The following is a 24,231-nucleotide window of genomic DNA, read 5'->3' as shown; positions in this document are numbered from 1 at the left end:
ACTAAAATTTCACTACTCCATTTTTTTCCGTAAGTTTATTAACTCATACCATTAGACAAACCAAGATTTCCCGAATGAATTTTAATAGTATTGAGTTCTTTTTAGATCTATTGAGTTTATTATCAAATTCAAACAGCAAAACGACTTCCACAAGTAAAGATTATCGATTTGCTATCACATTCTCGTGTCTGTTCATTATCACTTCATTAATTTTACTGAGAGTGAATAAAGAAGTTTTTGTGTAGAGCAATTATTCTTACTCATTATTGCCTCTTTAATTTTAGGTTTAATAGCTTCATTAATCATTATATATCTAATGATTTTGTGTAAAATAATGAAACCACTAGAAGTTCAAAGTTTTGTATTCCTACTCCTTTCAACTACAGTTTTATTTACAAGCATTATAATTTTAATTAATGCGAAGATTAAAGTGATTCAATAGCTATGACGGAAAATTATATTCAATACTTGGAAGGTTATCATAAAGAAAATATTAATTTTTCTGATATTGAAAAAGCGATATCAGATATTCTAATAAGAGATAATGAGCATGGAGCTTTTTGGGTTTCTGTATACAAGGAAGAAGAATATGTGACTGAAACTGATCAATTTTTGAACGTAGCAGTCGTATTTAATGATTATCAAATAAACTATAAAGCGAAAAATTGGAAGGAAATATAGAAACTTTATCAACTACTTCTGGATGAAAAATTTGATACTATTCTACAAATCATCAAGCAATAATTCCTGAAAAATCAAAAACACATTTTCAATGATCATTACCCCACAATTCACCTTTAGAAAATGTAAAATAGCTGTCAAAAGCTTTAAGGTAGTGTTCAGAAGTTTCGGGGTAGAAGTCCGAAGCTTTAAAATCGTAGTCCGAAGCTTTAAAATCGCACTCCGAAGCTTTAAAATCGCACTCCGAAGCTCTAAAATCGCAGTCCGAAGACTCCAGGCGGCACTCCGAAGCATCCGGGAGGGCATCCCAAGTGCTTCTAAATGGGGATTTTAACATTTTGAGCCATTTGTAGAGAATTTGGATTGTGAAAAGAGAGTTTTTGTTAAAAATTTCATCAACTGGGATTAAAAATCCAACTATTCTTTAGAGAAAACGGAGTTTAGTTTTTGGGGATTCACTTTTACTATAATCAGAATTTGTTTTTCGAAGCGCTAAAATTTGGCTATTAAATCCCCTCATTTAATTGATGCTTTTTTTATCAACTCAAGTTTTTGTAAAACCAAATTTTGGGACAAATCTTAAAATAATACCATTTTGTCATTAAAATCATTGTAAAATATTGAACACCTACGGAGTTCTTTTTTGTATCGTTCTTTTCTGCTACACAGATATTACTCCATCGGAGTATTTTTATTTTCAGAAAATGCGAAGATAAAATGGTATAAGTGAGAACTCAGCGCAAGATTTTTTTTAATTTTAAACAAAATTATAACCACTGCAATTACAGTGGTTATATTCGTTTTGAGGAAATAATAACTCGTATTATTTGAAATTTTCAATCGCTTTATTTATCGCGTCAATCTGAGGATTTATACTAGAAGCTTTGCCAGGGTTTTGTTTTAGCAAGTCCATTTTCTGGGTCAAACCGCTTTTCAACATCTGAGATATCATCATTTTCACCTGAGGATTATCACCCATTTGTCCTTTAGCCTGACCTAATATTTTGGTTATACTCTCTGTAGCTTTCAAGTTATCCGAATTCATAATCCAATTGTATCCTTCTTCGGCAACTTTCCCTAATTCTGGATTTTGAAATTTAATAAAAGGATAAAAAGCAACCAAAGAAGAAATATTAGCCATCTGCGATGAAACTTTATTTTTTACGACTATTGGCAATAGCTGCGTAAGCATATCTTCTGAAGCCCCTTCTAGATCTATCTTATCTGCTAAAGCGTTCACTTTTGTAGGATCTGCAGCTACAATTGCTGCTAGAGAATTACCTTTTACAGAATTAGACACCGCCGAAACTCCTTTTTCGTACGTTGGGATGTACTTTTTGTCCTTCGTTTTTCCCAAAGCAGCTATTGCAGCTCCTTGTACCAAAGTTTTGGGATCGTTATTGGCTAACTTTTCAATATCTGCACCCAATGCTTTAAGCTGTTCAGCGTTGGATAAGTCTACCAATTCTAGCGCCTTTTGTCTTACTCTGAAGTAAGGATCCTTCAGTGCTGCTGCCAATAACTTGGTTGCTATAGGCGTTTTTCCTACTTGCTCTTTTATTGCCAATAAAGCATTATATCTGCTTTTCAGCTCCTTAGAGTTGGTAAACTGCATCAATAGTTGCTCTGGAGTTTTAGTTTCTGTAATCTCCGCTAACAAAACTCCATCAGCATTAATATTCACCAAATCTGGAGTTTTGGAGGCATCGAAAGTAAAGGTGTTATTTGCCGTAGCATTTACCCAAACTTGCTGTCTTTTTGGTTTCCCGTTATCATAAATATCTATTGCTAAAGGAAACTCGAATGGCTGATCTTGCGATTGATTGATCGTTACTGTCACTTGTTTTTTTACAGGTTCATAGGTATACTTATAATTTAATTTTGGGTTTCCACTTCCGAAATACCACTGATTAAAGAACCAATTGAGGTCTTTCCCAGAGACTTTCTCGAATGCCAATCTTACATCATGTGCTTCTGCACTATTGTACTCGTGAGATTTGAGATATGAAGTCATCCCTGCAAAAAACGCGTCATCACCCAAATAGTTTCTAAGCATATGAAGAATGCCTCCCCCTTTTTGGTAGGTTACAAGATCGAACACATCTTCGCGAGAATCGTACCCGAATCTCACTAAGTTTTTCTTGAAGTCTGTAGGATTGTGAATATAGTTGTTCACATCTTTCATTTGGTGATAATCTGCTTGGTCTTTCCCATATTTATGCTCGTTCCAAAGATATTCAGAATAGTTGGCAAAAGATTCGTTCACTGTAAGGTTACTCCAGCTTTCTGCCGTTACCAAATCTCCAAACCAATGGTGGAACAACTCGTGAGCAATAGTGTCTTCCCAAGTATTTTCATCAATAAGCTGACCCGGTTTTTGTAAAATATCACTTCCATGAAGTGTTGCCGTGGTGTTTTCCATAGCACCACTCACATAATCTCTACCTGAAATCTGCGCATATTTTGACCAAGGATAATCGTAGCCCAACTTTTTAGAGAAAAACTCCAACATTTCGGGGGTATTACCATAGATTTGTTTTGCATAAGGCTCATATTCTTTTTCAATATAATAATCTACGGCAATATTTTTCCATTTATCTCTTACCACTGCATACTCGCCTACACCCATAAAGAAAAGATATGTGGCATGCCTTTTATCCATTACCCAATGGTCTGTTCTCATTCCGTTTGTTTCTTTTTTAGACTCTTTCAGGAGTCCATTAGAAAGGGTAACGTATTTATCTGGTACCGTCATGTAAATTTCTTGCGTGGTCTTCTGATTCGGCTTGTCTATCGTTGGGAACCAAGCCGAAGAAGATTCGGTTTCACCTTGCGTCCAAATTTGTGTAGGCTTATCTGGGTCTTTTCCTTGAGCGTTGATAAAGTATAGACCTTTAGCATCATTTATTGCAGCACTTCCTGCTTGTTTTACTTCATTAGGACGAGAAGTATATTTGATGTAGACTGTATAATCTTGAGATTTGATATAGGTTTTATCTAAATTGATCGTTAGAATATCATTTTTATAATCATATTTTAGAGGTGTTCTTTTTCCGTTAACGTCTAGTGCAACTTCATGGATCAACATACTTTTTGCATCAAGAATCAACTCGTTGGTAGGGTAAAAGTAAGGCGAAGCGGTAATCCATTCTTCCCCATTCATTTGCTCTTTTGTATAATCAAAATTTACTTTAAGCTTGGTATGTTTTAGTTCTGTAACTTTGGTATGTGTTGCTCTATATACTTTTTCTCTACCGGAAGTTTCGGTTTGTGCATAGACATTAGAAGAGAAAATTGCTCCCAAAATGGCTATCGATAAAATGATCTTTTTCATTAATATATTTTATTTTTATTAATTAAATTTTAGGCAAAAAAAACAGTTACTTTTTTGGATTAGTTTTCACAAATACATCAAAGATATCATTCACCAAGGTTTCATAATCTCCCTTGTGTAATTGTTCTTTGGTTTTTGCAAACGCTTTTTTCAGAGCGCTTTCAGGATTTTCGTCATCTACAATTTCCACAGAAGCTACACCTTTTAGTTGTATAATGGCATTCTCTAGCATCTCCAAATTCACGTTTTCTTCTGTATTTATTTTTAAATATTTCATATTGAATCATTTTTGTGAAACGTAAAGTTACCTTTTTGTTGTTATTTTATAAATAAAAATTACTGTTTCTTAAATACATATTGATGAGAACCTTGAGAAAAATCCATGGTCTTTTTTTCTGCATCGAATTTCATTTTTATATGCGCAGTATCAAATTTGAATTCAGTGTTCGAAATAGCAGTTAAAGAAAACTGACCTTGCCCTGTAGCCTGAGCTTTCAAAACTCCATTTTCTGCAACTATATTGATGTCCAAAGGAAAACCGTCTGCTTTATACGTTCCTTCATATTGTTTTAGAAGAGCTGCCTCTACTTGAAATACATTAAAATCTGGCATTTCAAAATCCTGATTGCTAGCCACACTCAGCATATTAATAGAAATTTGGTTGTTATCATAATCCGATTGATTGGTAATAAAACTAATTCCCGCTTTCAACTCTGGAAAATAATATAAAGTAGATAAAAATTGATCTATCCCACCATTGTGTCCGTATCCCCAATATTTGCCGAAAGGTACTTTTGTGATTCCAAGACCATAGCCATCTACAAAATTTTTCATCTGTGAAAGACTTTCTTTGGAGACTAGTTTCCCATTTTCTAACGCAATAATAAAGGTAAGCAATTCTGAAGGCGTAGAAATAAGATTACCAGCGCCAATTGGAATACTCATATCTGTTTCATGCCATTTTACATAATTATTAATCTCGAATACATAAGATTTTGCCTGATTTTTCGACGTATCAATTCTTCCTCCTACTTTAGTTAATTTCAGTTTCAGTGGTTTTGAAATCTTATCCTGAATCAGCTCAGCATAAGATTTTTTGTAAATTTTTTCTAAAATAAAACCAAGCAAAATATAGTTGGAATTGCTGTACTCAAATTTTGTTCCTGGCGCAAAATCGCTAGGATATTTTTTGATGATGGTAATCAAACTACTTTCAGTTTGTGGCAAAGTATTATAATCCCAGTATTCTTTTTCGTCGGTAAGATTATGGATGCCACTTCTATGCTGAAGCAGATTTTCAATCGTAATACTTTTAGCATTGGTGAGCTCTGGGTAAAATTCTGAAAGTGTAGATGACAATTTTAGTTTATTATCCTCAATGGCTTTCATCACCAAAACAGCTGTAAAAGTTTTTGAGATAGAACCAATACGATATTGCGTATTCATGTTGGCCTTTTGCTTGGTGTCTACATCGGCAAAACCAACTGATTTCACAAAATTAGGTTGATCTTGTGTTGCCATCGCAAAACTTCCCATCACTTTGTGGTGCACAAACAAAGAGTCTAAATAATTAATTAATTTCTCTCTCTTATTATTTTGAGCAAAGAAAAGCGTGGAACAACTGATGGCTACTACAGAAAATACTTTTTTCATCATTTTTTTAAAGATTTTGTTTACACGAGATTTAAAACTATAATATCACAAAAGTGAGTATTTATGGTTTTAAACTATTAATTTGATGTCCTTGTTGTTTTAAGAATTTTATCAATTTTTAAACATCTTCATAAAATAAGTCTTTATTTTGCTAGATTTGTTACAAAAAAAATGAAGCCATTGAGACTTCATTAGGTTTACATTATATGGCAACTGGTGCCTTTATGCCTGGATGAGGCTCGTAATTTTCTAGTGTAAAATCTTCAAAATTAAAATCAAAAATATTTTTAATTTCTGGATTGATCTTCATGATTGGAAGTGGTTTTGGATCTCTAGAAAGTTGTCTTTCTACTTGCTCGAAATGGTTGTTGTAGATATGTACATCTCCGAAGCTGTGTACATAATCTCCAACTTCCAGATCGCAAACTTGCGCTACCATCATCAATAATAAAGCATAACTCGCAATATTAAAGGGTACACCCAAAAATACATCGGCACTTCTTTGGTACAATTGTAAAGATAGTTTTCCGTCTGCTACATAAAACTGAAAAAAAGCATGACAAGGTGCCAAAGCCATATTTGGGATCTCGGCAACATTCCAAGCAGAAACAATGAGTCTTCTAGAATCTGGATTTTTCTTTATCTGATCTATAACTTCCGTTATTTGGTCTACAATTTTATTGTCAGCTCCTTCCCAACTTCTCCATTGTGCGCCGTAAACAGGACCCAAATTGCCATTTTCATCAGCCCATTCGTTCCATATAGAAACACCATTATCGGTAAGATATTTAATATTAGTATCTCCTTTCAAGAACCAAAGTAGCTCATAGATAATAGATTTCAAGTGTACTTTTTTGGTGGTAACCAATGGAAAACCTTTGGATAAATCGTATCTTAACTGATATCCGAAAACACTGCGCGTGCCCGTTCCTGTTCTATCTGTTTTGTCGATTCCGTTGGTTTTTATGTGCTTTAAAAGGTCTAAGTAATTTTTCAAAGTAGGAATTTTTAGGAAGTCAAATTTAATGAAAATATATGAGGTAATTTCTAGTTTGATGTGGATACAATGACTGATACCATCTCTGAGTTGCCTTTTATAGATTTCAATTTTCCAAACTTCTGTTTATCAAAAGCTTGATTTTCAAAATAAGATAATTCTACTGCACCAAATTTTGTCACTTTATTAAAATTACCTTTATCGGTATACGATTGCCTTCCATAGTCTATAGATATATTGCCTATGGACTTTAGCTTACCCAACTTAGTATTATCTACAAAATCCTGTCCCCAGTAGTCAATAGATAAATTACCAATCGACTTTATTTTGCCCAATTTTTCAGTCCTAAAATCGTTCCAGTATTCAAATTTTATATCGCCAATAGATTTTAGCTTTCCAAAATCACCACTGTTGATATGGTAAGAATCGTAGTAATCTATTTTCTTATTTCCCAACATTTTTACCCTCATGAATTTCTCTTTATCAAAAGAATCGTTATCATAATACTCTACAGAATAGTCTGAATTTTTGGGATAAAAACGAGTAATATTTCCCTCAGAATCTATGGTTATTACAAAATCACCTAAGGTAACATCTACATTTTTTATAAGATATTGAGGAGATAGATACGCGGTTGTCTGTGCATGGGATAATAAACCTAACAGTAAGAGCGAAATAGAAAATAGATATTTTGAAACCATAATTTTAAACATTAGATTATTTCTTCAATAACTTGCTGAATTGTATTGATGCTAAATTGTTCATCTACTTTCATACCAAACATAGCTTTTACCAAAGGCGATTCCTCCGAAACCGTCATTATTTTTTTACCATCTAATACGATTTCGCCTACGGATACTGAGACATAAAATAATCCTTTGTTGGTCTTTACCAATGCACCGTTTTGAACCTTAGTACAAGGTTCTGCAGAAATTTTTGAAATCTTATTTTGTTGGAGAAGTGTCTCATTAAGATGCCTTTGTAGATTATTTATTTCTTGCTGAAGCATTTCTCTTCCTGTCTCATACTTATCACCCATAGAACTTTTGGTATCATTGCTAGATGCTCTAGTTTCTTCTATTAATGAAGTAAAAGTTTGAATTTTTTGTTGAATTTTATTCTTTACGAGATTTAAAATTTCAGATTTATCCATGATTCGACATCTAAATTGAGTTAAATATAAAAAGCGGACGTTTGCCCGCTCATATTATCGTAGTTTTTGTGCAAATTTTAGTTTAATAAGGTAAAATAATGGTTATCTAATCGAATTATTTATGCATCAAATTCAAATTTACAAAGTATTGTTAACATTGCATTCACTTATCAAGATTATCTATGTTAAGCCCTATTAATATTGATTATTTTTCAAATACCTGATAATCTGATACCTTGAAATCGAACTCTTTTCCCTCACTAAAATCTCTCTTGGTAAGATCAAACACGTTTTTGAAACTTCCAGATAATTTTTCATCTTCGATACTAAATTTTACAGGTTCTTTGGCTAAATTTAAAACAACCAAAACCTCATCTTTACCATTTTTCCTTAGATAAGCTAAAATTTTATCATTAGCAGTAGTATTAAGGAGATGAGTCGTAACTTTGGTATCGCCGCCACGTAAAGCAGGGTTTGATGATTTTAGATTTAATAAAGTCTTATAAAAATCTGCCATTTCATACGTTGTATTCCACTTAATGACATCTTTCTCGAAAAATTCTAACCTTTTCAAATTGGGAAGTTCTTGCCCTGAATAAAGCAAAGGAATACCATTCCAAGTTGCCGAAAATACAGCCATCGGTTTGGTAATCACTCCATATTTTTCATATTCTGTCCCATTCCAGGTATTTTCGTCGTGATTGGTGGTAAACCATGCTCTCATAGAATTATCTCCTATGTCCGAATATTTCTTAAGCAATTCTGTAAGATTCACCAGAGGTTCATTTTTTTTGTAATAATCTGCCGATTGGTGCATCCATTTCCAAGAATAGCTGGCATCAAACACTTTTCCGTATTCTGGATTTTCCAACTCGTCAAATTCCCCAATCCAAAATAAAGGTTTTACTTTTTCTACTTCCGGACGCGCTTGCTCCCAAAAATCTACTTCTACCCAAGAGGCAAGATCGCATCTGAAACCATCTATCTGAGTTTCTTTTACCCAAAACTTCATGGCTTCAATCATTGCTTTTCTCATTTCTTGATTTTTATAATCTAGCTCAATGATATCATCCATACCTGAAGCAATTTGAAATTTACCATTAGTATCTTTCAAATAAAAATCTGGATTAGATTTTGTCCAAACATGGTCCCAACCAGTGTGATTAGCTACCCAATCTATAATCACTTTGAAACCCAATCTGTGAGCCTCATTTACCATATGCTTGAAATCTTCTAAGTTACCAAATTCTGGATTAATGGATGTATAATCTGCTGCTGCATACTGACTTCCTAGGCTTCCCTTTTTCTTTTCTTGCGAAATGGGTGTTATTGGCATAAACCATAGCGTTTTTACCCCCATATTTTTCAAACGAGGCATCTCTTTTTCGAAAGCTTTAAAAGTTCCCTCTTGAGTATATTGTCTCAGGTTAACTTCATATATATTGGTGGTATGTTTCCATTCTTTCGGTAACTCCATATTTGTTGTGTTTTTTTGTGTAGTACAAGATAAAATCCCAATACTTAGTGCGGATAATAGTATTAATTTTTTCATTCTATAATTTTAGCAAAAATAGCAATTGTAAATTAAAATAGAGGGATAGAAAAAAACCCTGAATAAGAAATCCAGGGTTATATTGTTAATTTTTAAATGGTATCATCTTCTTCTTCTTCGAAAACATCATCATTAAAATCATCCTCCTCGTCATCATCAAAGTTGTCGTCCTCATCGGCAAAACTGTTACTTACCCCAAAGTCATCATCAAATCCAAAATCATCGTCCATCAAAGACATTGTTGATTTTTTATTTTTGGAACCTCCCGCTTTGCCATTTTTAATTGGAGCTTTTAGAGGTGCATTTCCAAATCTGTAGGTGGTAATTGGGTAGTTAACACCTTTTGTTTCATCGGTAATCTCTACCAACTCACAGAAAAACTCCCAAAGATCTAGTAAACCATATTGAAATTGGGTTTTATCTCCCAAAGTTTCAAAAGCTTCATCAATGTAAACGTCTGACATAATTTCGCCATCACCATCATCACTCATATCCTCCAAAGGTACACTCTTCACAATTGTGCCATCTTCTTCCAAAAGATTAAAAGTAGAAAGCTCTTCCCCACTAAGGTTGAAAGCACTTTTAATACCCAAATGAAGATTCCAAAGTGTTTGTTTTCCTTTAATTTCAATATCACGGAAAATATCTTCTTTTGTATCTAATATTACACGGATTTTGTAAACCATATCAATTATTACTATTACGTTTTGCCTAAATTTTTATTTGACCAAATTTCTGGTGCAAAGATATAATAAATGAAATTTCACAAAAAAATATTTCTCTACTTTTTAAACATTTTTTTCCTTACATTGATGGAAATTTTGCTTTTTCAAGCATGAAGCTAAATTTGGCTCCTTCCAAATAAGTGCTCTCTACTGTAATAATTTCTTTATGAGCTTCTAGAATATGTTTTACGATGGCAAGACCAAGACCGGAACCTCCCTGTTTTCTACTTCTACTACTGTCTACACGATAAAATCTTTCAAAAATTCTTGGTAGTAATTCTTCTTTTATTCCCATTCCGTTGTCGATTACTTCCACTAGAACTTTATTTTTAAGAACGATAGTTTTTACAATTACTTTCGCTTCTTGTCTATTGGCATAATGTATAGCGTTGGAAATAAGATTGATGAAAACTTGAGAGATTTTCTGTTTATCTGCCTCTACCAAAATTTGGTTTTGCAAAGTTTGTAATTGAAGAATGGTTGTATTTTTTTCAGCTTCTAGATCTAAAAGGTCAAAAATTTCTCTGATTAAAATATTAATATCAAAAACAGAGTGATTAAGATTAATTTCTCCAGCTTCTAGTCTATTTATCATATCCAGATCGTTTACAATAGCAATGAGTCTTTCTACAGAGATCTCTACCCTTTCAAGATATTTATCTCTAATATTTAGATCATCTACAGCTCCTTCTCTCAAAGTTTCTACATAGCCTTGTATAGAAAACAATGGTGTTTTCAGTTCGTGTGATACGTTACCTATATACTCTTTTCTATAACTTTCCATCTCCTTCATCATATCCATCTCCGTCACCTTTTGCTGATTGAAATCTGAGAATCTTTCTCCTAATTCTTTCAGGGTTATATTTTCCTCTGGGTTATAGGTGATTTCTTCAGGTAGAATTTTGGATATATTTCTTAATTGTTTTTTAGAATAATAGTTAAATAAGATCTTCAAAACAAAATAATTGAGGATGAATATCACCAGTACACTTGCTAAAAAACCTAGGCTGATATAAGAATCGTGAAAATATCTATCATTAAGGATTTGAAATAGATATACCAACAAAAACATCACTAGGGTAAGTAGTGATGATGATATAAAATTGAGTCTATAAAACTTCAATGTTGTAATTTTTTATTCATTAATAAAATAATAGAGCATCAAACTTATGGTTGTACAATTAGTTTGTAGCCAATACCCTTCAGTGTATGGATGGTACTGATCCCCAGTTTTTCTCTCAATCTACGGATGTGCACATCGATGGTTCTTTCTCCAACAATAACGTCATTACCCCAAACTTTTTCCAATATTTCTTCTCTTTTGAATACTTTTTCGGTATTAGACGCCAATAGATAAAGCAGATCGAACTCTTTTTTGGGCAGCAGAAATTGCTGATCGCTTTTGGACACTTTAAAATTATCTTTATCAATAGTCAGATCTCCAATTTTTATTAATTTGGTATTATCCGATACTTGCGATGTCAATTGCAAAAGGGCATTTACCTTAGAAATTAAAATTTTCGGCTTTATCAATTTTACCACATAATCGTTAGCACCTGCCTGAAATCCTGCCAACTGGGAAAACTCTTCGCTTCTTGCTGATAAGAAAACTATCAAAGTTTTTTGCAATTCTTTTATTTTGCGAAGTTCTTGGCATGTCTCTATACCATCTTTCTCGGGCATCATAACGTCTAATAGAATCAAATCTGGAATAATTTCCTTCGCTTTCTCTATCCCTTCGTTACCATTGGTAGCGGTATGAATATCGTAACCTTCCTTTTCAAGATTGTAAGAAAGAATTTCTAAAATATCCAGTTCATCATCAATTAAGAGAATCTTTTTTTGGTTCATTTTTAAATTTTACATTTCAAAGTTAACAAATTTTAACGGATATGATAACTAATTCCTTTTCGTTTACAAAAAGTTAATATAGATACCGATTCGTTAATGTTTAGTTAAGAAAAATTTAAATATTAATAAACCATTTACTCCACCTAACTTCTATTCCTTTGTTGCGAAGAAATTAGTAAAAAAAGAAATGAATTTTAGAAAACTGAGTATCGCTGTATTGTTCTTATCTACTTCTGGAACTTTATTTTATGCCCAAGAAAAAAACGATTCTACCAAAAGGGAAAAGAAATTGGAAGGTGTTGTAATCCGAGGAAATAGCAACAAAAAAACTGAAACAGCCGTTTTGGGAGAGCAAAAAAAAGCAATCGTACAAAAGCAAGCTATAAGTGCAGAAGAAATTTCTAGAAAAGGTATTTCTAATGTGGAGCAAGGGCTTACAAAGGTTACAGGTATTACTTCAGTTGAAGGTAGAGGACTTTTTGTAAGAGGTCTGGAAGAAAGATACAATTATCTTTTAATAAACGGTCTGGGATCGCCTTCTAACAATCCATTTCAGAAAATAATTGCTTTAAAGCAGTTCCCGACAGATGTTGTGGGCAAACTTAATATCTACAAAACATTTAATTCTAATCTTTACGGAGATTTTGCAGGAGCTACATTTGATATTGAAACTTTAACGATTGATAAAGCTTTTACAAAAATAGAATTTGGAGTAGGTTATAATACTTTATCCACTTTTAGAGATGGTTTTAAAGTTGCTGAGCATGCAGATGGAATAAATGGATATTTGGGACTAAATTCTAAAAACAGAAGATTACCAAATGAAGTAAGAAACTCTAGACCCAACAATTATATTTTCACTGCCACAGAATCTCAAAATTCCTTTAAAGACTCTTGGAATGTAGATAATGTGAAATCTATGCCCAATACAAGTTTCGGTTTTACAACTGCACAAAAAATAAAAATGGGTGAAGCGAGTACTTTGGGCGTTTTACTTTCTTTAAACCAAAGTTCAAAATTCGAGTATAAAGAAGGGGCAAACAACCAGTTTAGATCTCAAGGACAAAATTCGGGTATAGAAAACATCAATTATCTTACTCGTAAACAATATAATTACGAAACCGAATCTTCTGCACTATTGGGTTTAGCGTACAAGAACAGAGGTACAGCCATCAACTTTAATGCAATTTATTTGCAAAATTCTGATAATATTATTGAAGATAATTTGGGATACAAAGACCAAAAAGTACAAAATATAAATGATGGTTTTTTCCGAACAAATCAATTAGATATTTCTAGATTCTTGGATTTGCAACTTACAGCATCACAAAAAATAAATGATAGAAATCTTATAAAAGCAGGTATTAGTTATGTAAGTAATAATTATAGCCAACCCGACAGAAAAATCATCGAAGGAAACAGACGAGACCCAATCAGCGGACAATTGCTTCCCAACAACCAAATATTGATGAATTATGGTGGAAACAACCTTATTCGTCAGTATCTAGATGTAGATTCTAGATTTTACGGTTCTGCATTCGCAGAATATCAATTATCACTTGGCGAAAAGGGAGGTCGTAAAGAATACCCAATTCAGATTGCTCTTGGATATAATGGTTTTTCAGATTTTAGAAAAAATTCGTATCGTTTCATCTTCGGAAGACCTGTAAATGGATATGCTAATCCTTTTTTTGTAGTAGATGTAGACCAACCTCAAAATACATTCAACCAATCTATTGCAAACGGAAATATGCATTATGTAGAGGGATCGGATGTTTCTCAGTTTTACTCGAGTATTTACCAAATTGTAAATGCAGGTTATGCAAACATCAATTATAAACCGAATGAAACTTGGGACATTTTGTTAGGAGCTCGCTATGAGAAAGATATGACGCTTATTCGATATTCTAAACTTAGCGCCGAAACAAAGGAAAATTTAGATAAAACTAGAGATTTATTTTTACCATCATTAGCCATTAAAAAAGCTTTGAATAATAAAAATAATCTTAGATTTTCTTTCAGTAAAACGGTTACAAGACCTGTTCTTATAGAAACGATGCCGATAGAATACATTAGCCCAGACAATGTTTCTATTATTGGAAACAAAAATATTACTTCCAGTGATAATTACAATCTAGATTTGAAATGGGAGTACTTTCCTACCAACAAAGAGATGTTTGCAGTGAACCTTTTTGCTAAAAGAATTGATAATGCTATCGAACGTTCTTTAGCTCCATCAGCAAACGCTACTGGGACAACAATTACATTTTTTAATGCAAAAAAAGCTGAACTTTTTGGAGTTGAGTTAGAAGGTATTTTAAACTTAGGAAGAATTTCTGAATCCTTAGATAAATTTACTCTAGGAGCCAATGCAACCATTATGCATTCCAATGTTGAAAGAAGCCAACAACAATTGGATATGGAATCTCCCGAGTGGTTTGATAAGACTGGCGAAAAACTCAGAAAAAGAGGCTTGCAAGGAGCTTCTCCTTATACGATAAATGCAGATTTGAAATACGAATTCAAAAATAAAAACAATTTTGCACATACTTTTTCTATTGTTTATAATGTTTCGGGAAGTAAAATCTACGCAACTGGAGGCGCTGGAACAGACAATTATTACGAAAAACCTTTCAGCCAGCTAGACTTTGTGTACCAAGGACAACTAACTAAAAATTGGAATTTGAAATTTGCCGTTCAAAATATCTTAGATAGTAAATATAAAATTCTGATCGGAGAGCACAACTATACTCCACTCAATCTAGAGAACAATAACAATACGCTTACAGATTATTACAGAGGTGTAACCTTTAATTTTAACATTGGTTATACTTTCTAAAAATCATCAATTATTAATACATAAATCTACATATAAAATGAAAAAAACTTTTTTAACACTTAGCGCATTTACTTTGGTACTTGGACTTACTTTGAACTCTTGTACAATCGAAGTTAATGATGGTTTTGAAACTGTTAACGTACAGCCATCCAATACAGAGCTAAAAGGTGAAATAAAAAATGATATTACCTTCAAAAAAGGGAATTATACTTTAAAAGGTATTGTAAAAGTAACTGGAGGCGCTACCCTAACAATTGAGCCTGGAGCAACATTTACAATAGATACTTCTACTACAAGTGGTTTAGTAATATTACAAGATGGTAAAATAAACGCTGTAGGATCAGTTTCTGAGCCAATTGTATTTACTACTTCCACAAAAACGCCTGGAGATTGGGGAGGAATTACAATTTACGGTTCTGCACCAATAAAAGCAGTAAACGGAAATACTTCTGCTCTTTCTGAAGATGGAAATAACGTGTATTACGGAGGAAATGATGCCAATTCTAACTCGGGTACGATGAAATTTGTAAGAGTAGAATATGCTGGTAAAAAAATTGGTGATGGTACTTCTGAGACCAATTCTATGACTTTCTATGCTGTAGGAGCAGGAACTACTTTAGAAAATCTAGTTTCATATAAAGGTACCGATGATGGTTACGAATTTTTCGGAGGCACTGTAAGTGCCAAAAACATTATTTCTTACGGTAATTATGACGATTCTTTTGATTGGCAAGATGCTTGGAGCGGACAAAACAATACCAATTGGTTTGCTTTCCAAACGGGTACAGGAAATTTTGGGATGGAGATAGAAGCTTCTAGTAATGCAGACAATGTTGCTCCAAAAATATCTAATATCACATTAATTAGAAATGCGAATACAAATCCTGAAGCGGCAAATTCTCCAGAAATTTCTGCAATTCAATTTAAAAAGCAAGGAACAGGAATTTTCTCGAATGTATATATTAGTGGTTACAAAAATATTGGCACACAAAAATCATATGCAGTCTTAATTCAGGATGCTGCAACAGAAACAAGCCAAGTAAACACTGGAAAAATTGTTGTAAATCCTTTAACGTATCTTAATTCTGACCAACCAGGAGTTTGGGGATATGCTTACAATCCGAATGGTGCAAAAACATTTAGCAATACAACTACAGTAACCAAGGTTTCTCTTCCTGCTGGTGCTTGGGCAACAGTAGATGGCGTAAACCTTCTTACAGCTTTGCAATAATAATTTCAGAATAGTAGTTTTAATTAAAAATCCCCTTCAAATTTTCTTTGAAGGGGATTTAATTTTTAAGAATATCATTTAATTAAGAATACTGAAATTTTCTTACAGCTTCTAAAGTCATATCAATTTCTTTATCTTTTATCGCATCACTGATGAAATACGTTTCATATCCACTTGGTGGAAGATAAATACCATTGGTTAGCATCTGATGGAAGAAATTATTAAATAGTGAATGATTGGCTTGTTGCGCCTCATCAAAATTTGAAACCGCATTGATGTGGAAGAAAATAGACATCATAGATCCTTTTCTGTTGATTCTGTGTGCGATACCTTTTTCATTTAAAATTTTACCAATTTCGAAATCTAAAGTTTCTGTTGTTTTATTAATTCTCTCGAAGAATTTTTCATCTTTTTTTATGATTTGCAAAGTTTTCAAACCTGCTCTCATTGCCAAAGGATTTCCACTAAGTGTTCCAGCTTGGTAAACACCACCTTTTGGCGCCAAATGATCCATAATTTCGTTTCTTCCTGCAAAAGCCCCCACTGGAAGTCCTCCACCGATCACTTTACCATACGTTACCAAATCGGCTTTCACATTATACAATTCTTGTGCACCACCAAAAGCTAACCTAAAACCAGTCATTACCTCATCAAAAATAAGCAAAGCGCCATTTTCGTCACAAACTTGTCTTAAGTTTTGTAGAAAATTGTTTTCAGGAAGCACACAACCCATATTACCCGCTACAGGCTCTACAATGATAGCTGCAATTTGTCCTTCATTATGTCTGAACAAATCTCTTACTTGCTCCATATCATTATATCTAGCCAACAAAGTATCCTTTGCTGTACCTTCTGTAACTCCTGGAGAATTTGGGTTACCAAAAGTGGCTGCACCACTCCCCGCTTTTATTAAAAACGAATCTGAATGTCCGTGGTAACAACCTTCAAATTTGATGAATTTGTCTCTACCTGTGAAACCTCTCGCCAAACGTATAGCACTCATACAAGCCTCTGTTCCAGAAGAAACCATTCTTATTTGGTCGATATTTGGCACGTTGGAAACGATATATTTTGCAATTTCCGTTTCCAATTCTGTAGGAGCACCGAAAGAAAAACCTTTTTCAGCTTGCATTTTAAGCTCTTCTAAAACTTCAGGATGAGTATGCCCCAAAATAGCTGGTCCCCAAGAGTTGATATAGTCTACATAGGTATTATCATCTGCATCTGTAAGTATAGCTCCTTTTGCAGATTTCATAAAAACAGGAACACCTCCTACAGATTTAAATGCACGTACCGGAGAATTTACTCCTCCAGGGATGTATTGGTAAGCTTCATCAAATAAAGCTGAACTTCTTTGGTATTTCATTTTTTATAAGTTAAAAGTTGAAAGCTTAGATTATTTAATCATACACTAAACCCACAACCAATATTAATTTCTTGGTTTTTTATCAATGAGATAAATCATTTGTCCAGGAGTTGGATGGCTTCCCTCGTCCATACGATTTTTAGAATAAAGCTTATTGAGTTTTATACCGAATTTCTGAGCGATATCATGCATCTTTTCTCCGTTTTCAGCTTTATATAAAGCTGAATTTCCTTCAGAGTTTTTGGATTCTAAAAAGATAATATCATTTTTTGCTAACGATTCTCCTTCTAGTTCATTCCACTTAATCAGTTTGCCTTCACTAATCTTGAATTTTTTAGCAATAAATAGAAGATCAGTATCTTCTGGTATAACAATATATTTCAGGCCACCATTAGGATGACTTTTTATTAAGATAGAATTTAAAAGTTGTTGTTTAGTTTTTGCTTTAGCTACTTTAGGCGTAGCTTGTGCATATACTGGAGCCTTCGCCGGAGCTTTTACTACTAGTTCTTTCTCTTTTTCTTTTCTCTTATTTTTTATAGACTCAACCTGAGCGATAAAACCTTTATCCTCTTGTAAATTCGGATATTTTTTTAGCAATGCAAAAGCAACTTCTTTAGAATTTACATGATCGAATTCATACAATCGATGACGCTCTATTTTCCCAATAAGAATAGATGCATAACGGGGGTTAGTAGCATATCCTGCTTTTTTCAACCCATGAGCCCATGCTTTATAATCTTTCATGTCCAAAGAAAACAAATTCGTGTAATATTTTCTAGTCGCAAGAAATATAGAGTGATCTTCATAAGATTGTCTGGGATCATCATATACACGGAAACACTCATTTGGTGCATCATCAGTGTGTTTCATTGTTTTACCCGTCCAATTTTCCTTACATTTTATCCCGAAATGATTTTTACCTTCCAAAGCCAATCTGCTTTGTCCACCGCCCGTTTCTAGAAGTCCCTGTGCCAAAGTAATAGAAGCAGGAATTTTATATTTTTCCATCTCCTCCACTGCGTATGTCGCAAATTTCTGAATATACTGTTCTTCTGTAGTCCAAGTCTGAGCAGAAAATTTTGATAAAACTAAAAGGCTTACGAATAAAAAAAGTCTTTTCATGTTTTTCAATTATTATGTTAAATTAGTATTTGTCTATTTTGTTTTTTAAGCATCAAATTGGCGCCTCCAATTCCTTGCAAACCTCCTGTATGAAAGCATAAAACTTTACTTCCTTTAGGAAATTCTTTCTGATCAACCATTTGGAATACCTTCTTTATCATTTTTGCCGTATAAACAGGTTCTAGCGGAATATGGTACAGAGCCTTAAATTCATTAGTAAACTGAATGATCTCATCGCTTATTCTACCATAACCTCCATAAGATGCGTCTTTTAGAATAAAATTATTCCGATTGCTTAAAGCTAATATAGTATAGTCCAAAGAATCATCTCTCACCACTTTAAAACCAATAACCTGCTGATTATCTTCACAATATTTCGATATCCCTGCAATGGTACCACCTGTCCCTACTGCGGTGCAAAGATAATCAAAATCTTTTGTATCATTATTCAGCATCATTTTCACCCCTTGCACGGCATCTTCATTGGTTCCTCCTTCTGGTATTATGATAGCATCTGGAAATTCTTGTTCTAGCTTTTGAGCTAATTTATTTTTATCACGATACTCTTCTCGCGTAACAAAACGAAATTCCATACCGTTTTTTGAAGCAAATTGTAAAGTAGGATTTTCTTGCCATCTATCTAGTAGTTCTTCACCTCTAATAACACCTAACGTAGATGTTCCAGAAAGTTTCCCTACGGCTGAAACCGCAGCAATATGATTAGAAAAAGCACCGCCAAAAGTAATGATTTTAGGTTGAAAAAGGTTCAAACTTAAATAAGAATTCACATTATGAAATAATTTCCAATATTTATTACCCGAAATCTGAGGATGTACAAGATCTTCTCTTTTCATGAAAATCTCTATATCATTTTCAACTTTTATCTTCTGAATAGGAATTGAATTTTGTGGAATAGGTAAAATCATGCAGGTATTGAAAATTTTAAATTTGAAAAGACAAAATTAGGCCAAAAAAACATTTATAAACTCAAGTTTAATGATCATTTAATAGCAATTAAAAAGAGTTAAAGGTATTTCCTGAAACTTAGCAGTTTTCTATTTTTTAGATAATTGAGATTGCCTTCGTTAGCATAGGCTTCACGCTCGAAAGAGATAGCTCTGTAAGCCTTGTGTGCATCTTTTATTTTTACCAAATGATAATAATATTCTATTACGTACCAAAGATAAAAAAAGATAATAAACAGCTCCAATTGCTGTCTGATATGTATCTTTTCGTGGTTGATGAGTACCTTATTCTGTTTATCTTTAGCATTTCTAAGGATAATAAATGGAAATAGCGTAATGCCATTTATTTTTGTATTTTTGAGAAACTTTTGACACACAACAATCATAATAACAAATATAAAAGTTTTGTTTTAACTTATGGCACTATTTGATATCAAAGAAAATGAAGACTTTTACTATAATGAGCAAGGTTATAAGGTTTTTACAGAAAAATTTCATCTCAAAAGAGGACATTGCTGTAAAAGTGGATGCAAACATTGCCCCTATGGATATGATAAAAAGACAGATACTTTCATTAAACCATTAAAAAAAAATAAATAGAATGAAAAAATATATTTTTATTTTACTCGCTGCAACTTTAGGTTTGTCATCTTGTAGTCCTTTCCAAGTGCGTTCAGATTATGCTGATACCGCTAGTTTTACTTCTTACAAAACTTACAAACTTAGAGTAGACGATTTAAAACTAAATGATATTGATAAAGATAGAGTTCTGAATGAGCTTTCTAAGCAACTTCAATCTAAAGGTTTGTCTTCTGGAGAAAACCCAGATTTGATTATCAATGTAAAAGCAAACCACAAAAAAGTAACTGATATTAACCAGAGTAGCCCCTATGGGATGTATGGCTGGGGCGGAGGCTTTGGTTGGGGAATCGGGATGAACAGAACTTGGTCTAGCAACTATAACGAAGGTGCTGTAATTGTGGACATGATAGAAGCGAAAAGCAACAAATTGGTATGGCAAGGGATAGGAAGCGGAATCTCTGTAGATTCTCCGAAGTCTAAACAAAAGCAGATCCCTCAGATAATGGCAGAAATTATGGCTAATTATCCTCCGAATATGAAAAAATAATCTTACACAAAATGATAATCTTATCCGTTCTCACTTATTTGTGGAGCGGATTTTTTTTGTTTAAAATTAATTTAAAAATTTAAATCTTTAAAATAATACTTCTAATTTAGCCGTTACCATTTTAAAAAATAATAGATGAAAACATTTTGTACATTTATATTTACTTTTTTGATTACCAGTGTGTATTCACAAAACTCAAATAAAATTTACACTTCAGATATTGATAATTTTTGGACTGCGTATGATAGTATTCAGAAGTCTAAAGACTTCCACAAAAACATACAATTCATCAATACATTATATATCGAACCAGGTACAAAAGGACTGCATGCCTTTATGAAAGCTAGAAATTATAATGACAGTCTTTATGTTCAACTGATAAAAGATTATCCCAAATTTTGGAATTCGGTAAGACCACATACTTTAGAAATAAAAAATAAAACAACTGAACTCAATCTTGCTGTAGAAAAGCTTAAAAAACTATATCCAAATCTAAAGGATGCAGAAATGTATTTTACCATTGGTGGATTGCGTTCTGGAGGAACTGTAGATGGAAATAAAGTTCTTGTAGGTGCTGAAATTGCAACTGGTAATTCAACCGTGGATGTTTCTGAATTCGAGAATAGTTGGTTGAAAAATACCTTTGAAAAGCAATCTTTAGACAATATTGTTTACCTAAATATTCATGAATATATTCATACTCAACAAAATGGAGGAAATAATAGAGTATTAAACCAAAGCATAAAAGAAGGCTCTTGCGATTTTATAGCTCAATTAGCTTTGGATAAACCTATACAAACGCAGTACCTTAATTACGGTAGAAGGCGCCTAGCGGAGATAAAAGATTCTTTTCGAAAAGAAATGTTTTCTGCCAACTTGAACAATTGGTTGTATAATGGAAGTAAAAAAACTGAAAATCCAGATTTAGGCTATTTTGTTGGATATGAAATTTGCAAATCGTATTATCAAAACTCTGAAAATAAATCTGAAGCTATAAAAGATATTATAGAACTTAATTATAATGACGACCAAGATGTAGAACATTTTCTAATAAAATCTAAATTCTTTAGCGAAAAAATTGATAAAAATAAAATTATAAAAGAATATAATAAAAATTTACCAATGATAACTAAAATAGATCCTTTTAAAAATAATGCTCAAGCGGTAGATCCATCAATAAAAGAGCTTAGGATAACCTTTTCTAAGCAAATGGATACTAAAAATTTCTCTATTAGTTTATCGGAAAAAGGCAAAGAATATTTCCCAATTACAAAAATTAAAGGGTATGAAAATAATGATACAACATTGGTTCTCTTAATAGATTTAAAACCGAATAAAAACTACGAATTCATCATTAATAACAAAGGATTCAAATCCAAAGATGGTTACCCATTAAAAGATGATAAATATAGTATCCAATTTAAAACAAAATAATCTTACTTGATATTCCTACTACACCATCTAACCCAAAATAGCTCTCATCACCTTGTAATTTGTATTCATAAGTAATAAGGTAGAAATAAGAGATAGCAATGCAACGTTCAGTATACTAAAAGTAGAAGTCCGAAGCTTTAAAGTGGTCGTCCGAAGACTACGGGCGGCAGTCCGAAGCATCCGGGAGGGCATCCCAAGTGCTTCTAAATGAGGATTTTAACATTTTAAGCTAAAATATGAAGATGCTCATCAAAAACTCATTTTTATGGGAGAAATATTTCGAGAATATAAGTTCAGATTACAAAATCCATTGAGTTGTAATTGATAATAAAATGGCGATTTACAGAGAAATTAGCGCCAATAATCAACAAAAAAGGCTGATAATACACTAATTTTCAGCCGTTGTTTTATTTAAATATTTTTTTATAGATTTGAATTTTTGCTTAAATCATTTCTTGCTTTAGCCAACATTGGGATAGAAAGCAATCCTGTGGTAAGCATAATCACGATTTGCATCGGTAACGATATAAACGAATAAGTAAGACCAATTTCGCCACCTAACTCTGCACTTTTCCCCATAGAAAGGAATAATGCCATAAAACCATATTTTATTGCCAGATTAAAAGCACCAATACCTCCACTTGCAGGAATTATCATCCCTAATGTTCCTACCACGATGATGAAAAATCCGTCTGCAATAGTGAAATCTGAAGTTTCGGGTAGTGCAAAACAAACTAGGTAGGCTGCCATAAAATAGCTAACCCAGATGCCTAATGTGTACAATATAAATTTTCCTTTTTGTTTTAGCCTTAAAATTGAAGTAAGACCTTGCATAATGCCATCTATTACTCCGATTATTTTAGCTAATCCTGGTACTTTTGCTAATTTATTTTTAAATATAAAAAAAGAACTTACCGCAGCAATCATAGCTACTATTAAAATGATGATTTTTGTAGGATTTATTTCAATTTTAGAATTTTTGAAAAAAGAAACAATTACATCATACTTAAATATAAGCGTCAGTCCCAAAAATCCCATCATACAAACTAAATCTACTACTCTTTCTAGGATAATTGTACCAAAAGATTTGTCTACAGGCACTCTTTCTACACCATACAAAGCTGTTGCTCTTGCAACTTCACCACTCCTGGGAATGGTAAGATTCATTAGATATCCAAAAGAAATCGTCCAGAATGCATTAGCATTAGAAATTTTATATCCCATAGGCTCTAGTAGAAGATTCCATCTAATCGCTCTAAACCAATAAGCTAGTACACCGAATACTGCTGCAAATAAAACCCATATATAATTGGCTTTCGCCAATGATTTCTTTACAACTTTGACGTCAAAATCTTTCAGGGCAAGCCACAAAAAAAATCCTGCAAAAGCCAAAGATATTACGATGGTAACAATTGTCTTTAGAGGATTAGAAGGTTTGTTATCCATAGATTAGGTAAGAAGATTAGTCTGTTCGTCTGGAAAAACAATTTTGGGTTGAAATTGGTTGGCTTCCTCTGGCGTCATCTGTGCATACGCAATAATGATAATAATATCATCACGCTGTACTTTTCTAGCCGCTGGACCATTAAGGCACACTTCACCCGATTTTCTCTTTCCTTTGATAACGTAGGTATCAAAACGCTCACCGTTGTTTACATTCACGATGTATACGCGCTCTCCTACTACAAGTCCTGCAGCATCTATTAGATCTTCATCTATGGTAATACTTCCTATATAATTAAGGTCAGATGCCGTTACTCTTACTCTATGAATCTTAGATTTAAATACTTCTATTAACATGGTGCAAATTTATTAATAAAATTTTATAAAATCATTTTAAAATCAATTTTTAAAGCAATAGGTTGCCCTCTTTATAATTACCAAAGAAACAAAGTATTACAAGTTTAATTAGGAAGTTCATAAGCATATTTGAAATATAATTACACCTAAGTACCAGATTAACGATTTAATAATTATTAATTTTCAAATCTTATATTTGTAAAAGTCAATACAGACAAGGAGTTGGCATGATTTTAGATTCACGAAACCTATATTTTTGGCAATTATTAAAATTACGACTTATCACCAGAATTCGGGATAATATAAATTTATTTACAATTATTAATAAATAATTTGTGTAATTTGAAAATTGTTTTATATTTGTCTTACATCTAAATAACTAACATTTAATATAAA

General features: G+C 32.8%; 22 protein-coding genes. 6 read left to right on the top strand and 16 right to left on the bottom strand.

The features are described 5' to 3' along the window. The first annotated feature begins 444 nt into the window (after positions 1-444). Positions 445-681: a hypothetical protein gene (locus ACKI42_RS12835; RefSeq protein ID WP_407405979.1), complete on the top strand. Its 237-nt coding sequence runs from the start codon at positions 445-447 to the stop codon at positions 679-681. A gap of 823 nt (positions 682-1,504) precedes the next feature. Here the strand turns inward: ACKI42_RS12835 and ACKI42_RS12830 are convergent. From ACKI42_RS12830 to ACKI42_RS12785, 10 genes are all read right to left on the bottom strand, one after another. After that, a complete protein-coding gene (locus ACKI42_RS12830; RefSeq protein WP_407405978.1) occupies positions 1,505-4,015 on the bottom strand; it encodes a M1 family metallopeptidase in 2,511 nt (836 codons plus the stop codon). A 46-nt stretch (positions 4,016-4,061) separates the two neighbouring features. Next, positions 4,062-4,292 carry a hypothetical protein gene (locus ACKI42_RS12825; RefSeq protein WP_407405977.1) on the bottom strand — a complete coding sequence of 77 codons (231 nt, stop codon included), beginning with the start codon at positions 4,290-4,292 and terminating at the stop codon, positions 4,062-4,064. Positions 4,293-4,351: 59 nt separating this feature from the next. After that, on the bottom strand, positions 4,352-5,671 hold the full coding sequence (locus ACKI42_RS12820) for a serine hydrolase domain-containing protein (RefSeq protein WP_407405976.1): 1,320 nt from the start codon (positions 5,669-5,671) through the stop codon (positions 4,352-4,354). 199 nt (positions 5,672-5,870) lie between these two features. Beyond that, entirely contained in the window at positions 5,871-6,665 is a 795-nt protein-coding gene (locus ACKI42_RS12815; protein WP_407405975.1) for a thymidylate synthase, read from the bottom strand. Positions 6,666-6,715: 50 nt separating this feature from the next. Next, positions 6,716-7,366, bottom strand: a complete 651-nt coding sequence (locus ACKI42_RS12810) for a hypothetical protein (protein WP_407405974.1) — start codon at positions 7,364-7,366, stop codon at positions 6,716-6,718. A gap of 11 nt (positions 7,367-7,377) precedes the next feature. Further along, on the bottom strand, positions 7,378-7,818 hold the full coding sequence (locus tag ACKI42_RS12805; protein WP_407405973.1) for a hypothetical protein: 441 nt from the start codon (positions 7,816-7,818) through the stop codon (positions 7,378-7,380). A gap of 205 nt (positions 7,819-8,023) precedes the next feature. Continuing rightward, the gene (locus ACKI42_RS12800) at positions 8,024-9,370 is read right to left on the bottom strand and encodes an alpha-amylase family glycosyl hydrolase (RefSeq protein ID WP_407405972.1); all 1,347 of its coding nucleotides are present in this window, start codon (positions 9,368-9,370) and stop codon (positions 8,024-8,026) included. Positions 9,371-9,462: 92 nt separating this feature from the next. Further along, a complete protein-coding gene (locus ACKI42_RS12795) occupies positions 9,463-10,056 on the bottom strand; it encodes an IS1096 element passenger TnpR family protein (protein WP_407405971.1) in 594 nt (197 codons plus the stop codon). 118 nt (positions 10,057-10,174) lie between these two features. Next, the gene (locus ACKI42_RS12790) at positions 10,175-11,218 is read right to left on the bottom strand and encodes a sensor histidine kinase (protein WP_407405970.1); all 1,044 of its coding nucleotides are present in this window, start codon (positions 11,216-11,218) and stop codon (positions 10,175-10,177) included. A gap of 44 nt (positions 11,219-11,262) precedes the next feature. Beyond that, positions 11,263-11,946: a response regulator transcription factor gene (locus ACKI42_RS12785; RefSeq protein WP_407405969.1), complete on the bottom strand. Its 684-nt coding sequence runs from the start codon at positions 11,944-11,946 to the stop codon at positions 11,263-11,265. Between the two features lie 187 nt (positions 11,947-12,133). Here ACKI42_RS12785 and ACKI42_RS12780 point away from each other — a divergent pair, with 187 nt between their 5' ends. Together ACKI42_RS12780 and ACKI42_RS12775 are read left to right on the top strand one after the other, a co-directional pair. Next, entirely contained in the window at positions 12,134-14,785 is a 2,652-nt protein-coding gene (locus ACKI42_RS12780; RefSeq protein ID WP_407405968.1) for a TonB-dependent receptor plug domain-containing protein, read from the top strand. A 37-nt stretch (positions 14,786-14,822) separates the two neighbouring features. After that, positions 14,823-16,016: a hypothetical protein gene (locus ACKI42_RS12775; RefSeq protein WP_407405967.1), complete on the top strand. Its 1,194-nt coding sequence runs from the start codon at positions 14,823-14,825 to the stop codon at positions 16,014-16,016. A gap of 82 nt (positions 16,017-16,098) precedes the next feature. Here the strand turns inward: ACKI42_RS12775 and hemL are convergent, their stop codons facing one another. From hemL to ACKI42_RS12755, 4 genes are all read right to left on the bottom strand, one after another. Then, on the bottom strand, positions 16,099-17,382 hold the full coding sequence (hemL, locus tag ACKI42_RS12770; RefSeq protein ID WP_407405966.1) for a glutamate-1-semialdehyde 2,1-aminomutase: 1,284 nt from the start codon (positions 17,380-17,382) through the stop codon (positions 16,099-16,101). A 63-nt stretch (positions 17,383-17,445) separates the two neighbouring features. Continuing rightward, the gene (locus ACKI42_RS12765; protein ID WP_407405965.1) at positions 17,446-18,507 is read right to left on the bottom strand and encodes a glucosaminidase domain-containing protein; all 1,062 of its coding nucleotides are present in this window, start codon (positions 18,505-18,507) and stop codon (positions 17,446-17,448) included. Between the two features lie 17 nt (positions 18,508-18,524). Then, positions 18,525-19,433 (bottom strand): 1-aminocyclopropane-1-carboxylate deaminase/D-cysteine desulfhydrase, encoded by a 909-nt coding sequence (locus ACKI42_RS12760; protein WP_407405964.1) that lies wholly within the window; start codon positions 19,431-19,433, stop codon positions 18,525-18,527. A gap of 98 nt (positions 19,434-19,531) precedes the next feature. After that, positions 19,532-19,858: a hypothetical protein gene (locus ACKI42_RS12755; protein WP_407405963.1), complete on the bottom strand. Its 327-nt coding sequence runs from the start codon at positions 19,856-19,858 to the stop codon at positions 19,532-19,534. A gap of 31 nt (positions 19,859-19,889) precedes the next feature. On the opposite strand from ACKI42_RS12755, the gene ACKI42_RS12750 reads away from it, so the two are divergent. The 3 genes from ACKI42_RS12750 (at position 19,890) to ACKI42_RS12740 (ending at position 22,035) form a co-directional block, all read left to right on the top strand. Then, entirely contained in the window at positions 19,890-20,072 is a 183-nt protein-coding gene (locus tag ACKI42_RS12750) for a DUF5522 domain-containing protein (protein WP_407405962.1), read from the top strand. Position 20,073: 1 nt separating this feature from the next. Continuing rightward, positions 20,074-20,601, top strand: coding sequence for a DUF4136 domain-containing protein (locus ACKI42_RS12745; RefSeq protein WP_407405961.1), 528 nt, complete (start codon positions 20,074-20,076; stop codon positions 20,599-20,601). Positions 20,602-20,736: 135 nt separating this feature from the next. Continuing rightward, the gene (locus ACKI42_RS12740; RefSeq protein WP_407405960.1) at positions 20,737-22,035 is read left to right on the top strand and encodes an Ig-like domain-containing protein; all 1,299 of its coding nucleotides are present in this window, start codon (positions 20,737-20,739) and stop codon (positions 22,033-22,035) included. 423 nt (positions 22,036-22,458) lie between these two features. Here ACKI42_RS12740 and ACKI42_RS12735 read toward each other — a convergent pair whose 3' ends face one another. Beyond that, positions 22,459-23,481 (bottom strand): lysylphosphatidylglycerol synthase transmembrane domain-containing protein, encoded by a 1,023-nt coding sequence (locus tag ACKI42_RS12735; protein WP_407405959.1) that lies wholly within the window; start codon positions 23,479-23,481, stop codon positions 22,459-22,461. Between the two features lie 3 nt (positions 23,482-23,484). Continuing rightward, complete coding sequence (gene panD, locus ACKI42_RS12730; protein ID WP_407405958.1) at positions 23,485-23,835, bottom strand: aspartate 1-decarboxylase; 351 nt, start codon at positions 23,833-23,835, stop codon at positions 23,485-23,487. Between the last annotated feature and the right edge of the window lie 396 nt (positions 23,836-24,231).

Origin of the sequence: Chryseobacterium sp. (assembly GCF_045629545.1) — a bacterium.
Taxonomy (GTDB): Bacteria; Bacteroidota; Bacteroidia; order Flavobacteriales; family Weeksellaceae; genus Chryseobacterium.
The sequence above is the reverse complement of the archived record's forward strand: the minus strand, read 5'-3'. Positions and strand labels throughout refer to the sequence as shown.

What these genes read in the sequence shown, in the direction of transcription:
- ACKI42_RS12835 (WP_407405979.1), top strand. Translation starts at nt 445, where the DNA reads ATGACGGAAAATTATATTCAATACTTGGAAGGTTATCATAAAGAAAAT.
- ACKI42_RS12830 (WP_407405978.1), bottom strand. Translation starts at nt 4,015, where the DNA reads ATGAAAAAGATCATTTTATCGATAGCCATTTTGGGAGCAATTTTCTCT.
- ACKI42_RS12825 (WP_407405977.1), bottom strand. Translation starts at nt 4,292, where the DNA reads ATGAAATATTTAAAAATAAATACAGAAGAAAACGTGAATTTGGAGATG.
- ACKI42_RS12820 (WP_407405976.1), bottom strand. Translation starts at nt 5,671, where the DNA reads ATGATGAAAAAAGTATTTTCTGTAGTAGCCATCAGTTGTTCCACGCTT.
- ACKI42_RS12810 (WP_407405974.1), bottom strand. Translation starts at nt 7,366, where the DNA reads ATGGTTTCAAAATATCTATTTTCTATTTCGCTCTTACTGTTAGGTTTA.
- ACKI42_RS12805 (WP_407405973.1), bottom strand. Translation starts at nt 7,818, where the DNA reads ATGGATAAATCTGAAATTTTAAATCTCGTAAAGAATAAAATTCAACAA.
- ACKI42_RS12800 (WP_407405972.1), bottom strand. Translation starts at nt 9,370, where the DNA reads ATGAAAAAATTAATACTATTATCCGCACTAAGTATTGGGATTTTATCT.
- ACKI42_RS12795 (WP_407405971.1), bottom strand. Translation starts at nt 10,056, where the DNA reads ATGGTTTACAAAATCCGTGTAATATTAGATACAAAAGAAGATATTTTC.
- ACKI42_RS12785 (WP_407405969.1), bottom strand. Translation starts at nt 11,946, where the DNA reads ATGAACCAAAAAAAGATTCTCTTAATTGATGATGAACTGGATATTTTA.
- ACKI42_RS12780 (WP_407405968.1), top strand. Translation starts at nt 12,134, where the DNA reads ATGAATTTTAGAAAACTGAGTATCGCTGTATTGTTCTTATCTACTTCT.
- ACKI42_RS12775 (WP_407405967.1), top strand. Translation starts at nt 14,823, where the DNA reads ATGAAAAAAACTTTTTTAACACTTAGCGCATTTACTTTGGTACTTGGA.
- hemL (WP_407405966.1), bottom strand. Translation starts at nt 17,382, where the DNA reads ATGAAATACCAAAGAAGTTCAGCTTTATTTGATGAAGCTTACCAATAC.
- ACKI42_RS12765 (WP_407405965.1), bottom strand. Translation starts at nt 18,507, where the DNA reads ATGAAAAGACTTTTTTTATTCGTAAGCCTTTTAGTTTTATCAAAATTT.
- ACKI42_RS12760 (WP_407405964.1), bottom strand. Translation starts at nt 19,433, where the DNA reads ATGATTTTACCTATTCCACAAAATTCAATTCCTATTCAGAAGATAAAA.
- ACKI42_RS12755 (WP_407405963.1), bottom strand. Translation starts at nt 19,858, where the DNA reads ATGATTGTTGTGTGTCAAAAGTTTCTCAAAAATACAAAAATAAATGGC.
- ACKI42_RS12750 (WP_407405962.1), top strand. Translation starts at nt 19,890, where the DNA reads ATGGCACTATTTGATATCAAAGAAAATGAAGACTTTTACTATAATGAG.
- ACKI42_RS12745 (WP_407405961.1), top strand. Translation starts at nt 20,074, where the DNA reads ATGAAAAAATATATTTTTATTTTACTCGCTGCAACTTTAGGTTTGTCA.
- ACKI42_RS12740 (WP_407405960.1), top strand. Translation starts at nt 20,737, where the DNA reads ATGAAAACATTTTGTACATTTATATTTACTTTTTTGATTACCAGTGTG.
- ACKI42_RS12735 (WP_407405959.1), bottom strand. Translation starts at nt 23,481, where the DNA reads ATGGATAACAAACCTTCTAATCCTCTAAAGACAATTGTTACCATCGTA.
- panD (WP_407405958.1), bottom strand. Translation starts at nt 23,835, where the DNA reads ATGTTAATAGAAGTATTTAAATCTAAGATTCATAGAGTAAGAGTAACG.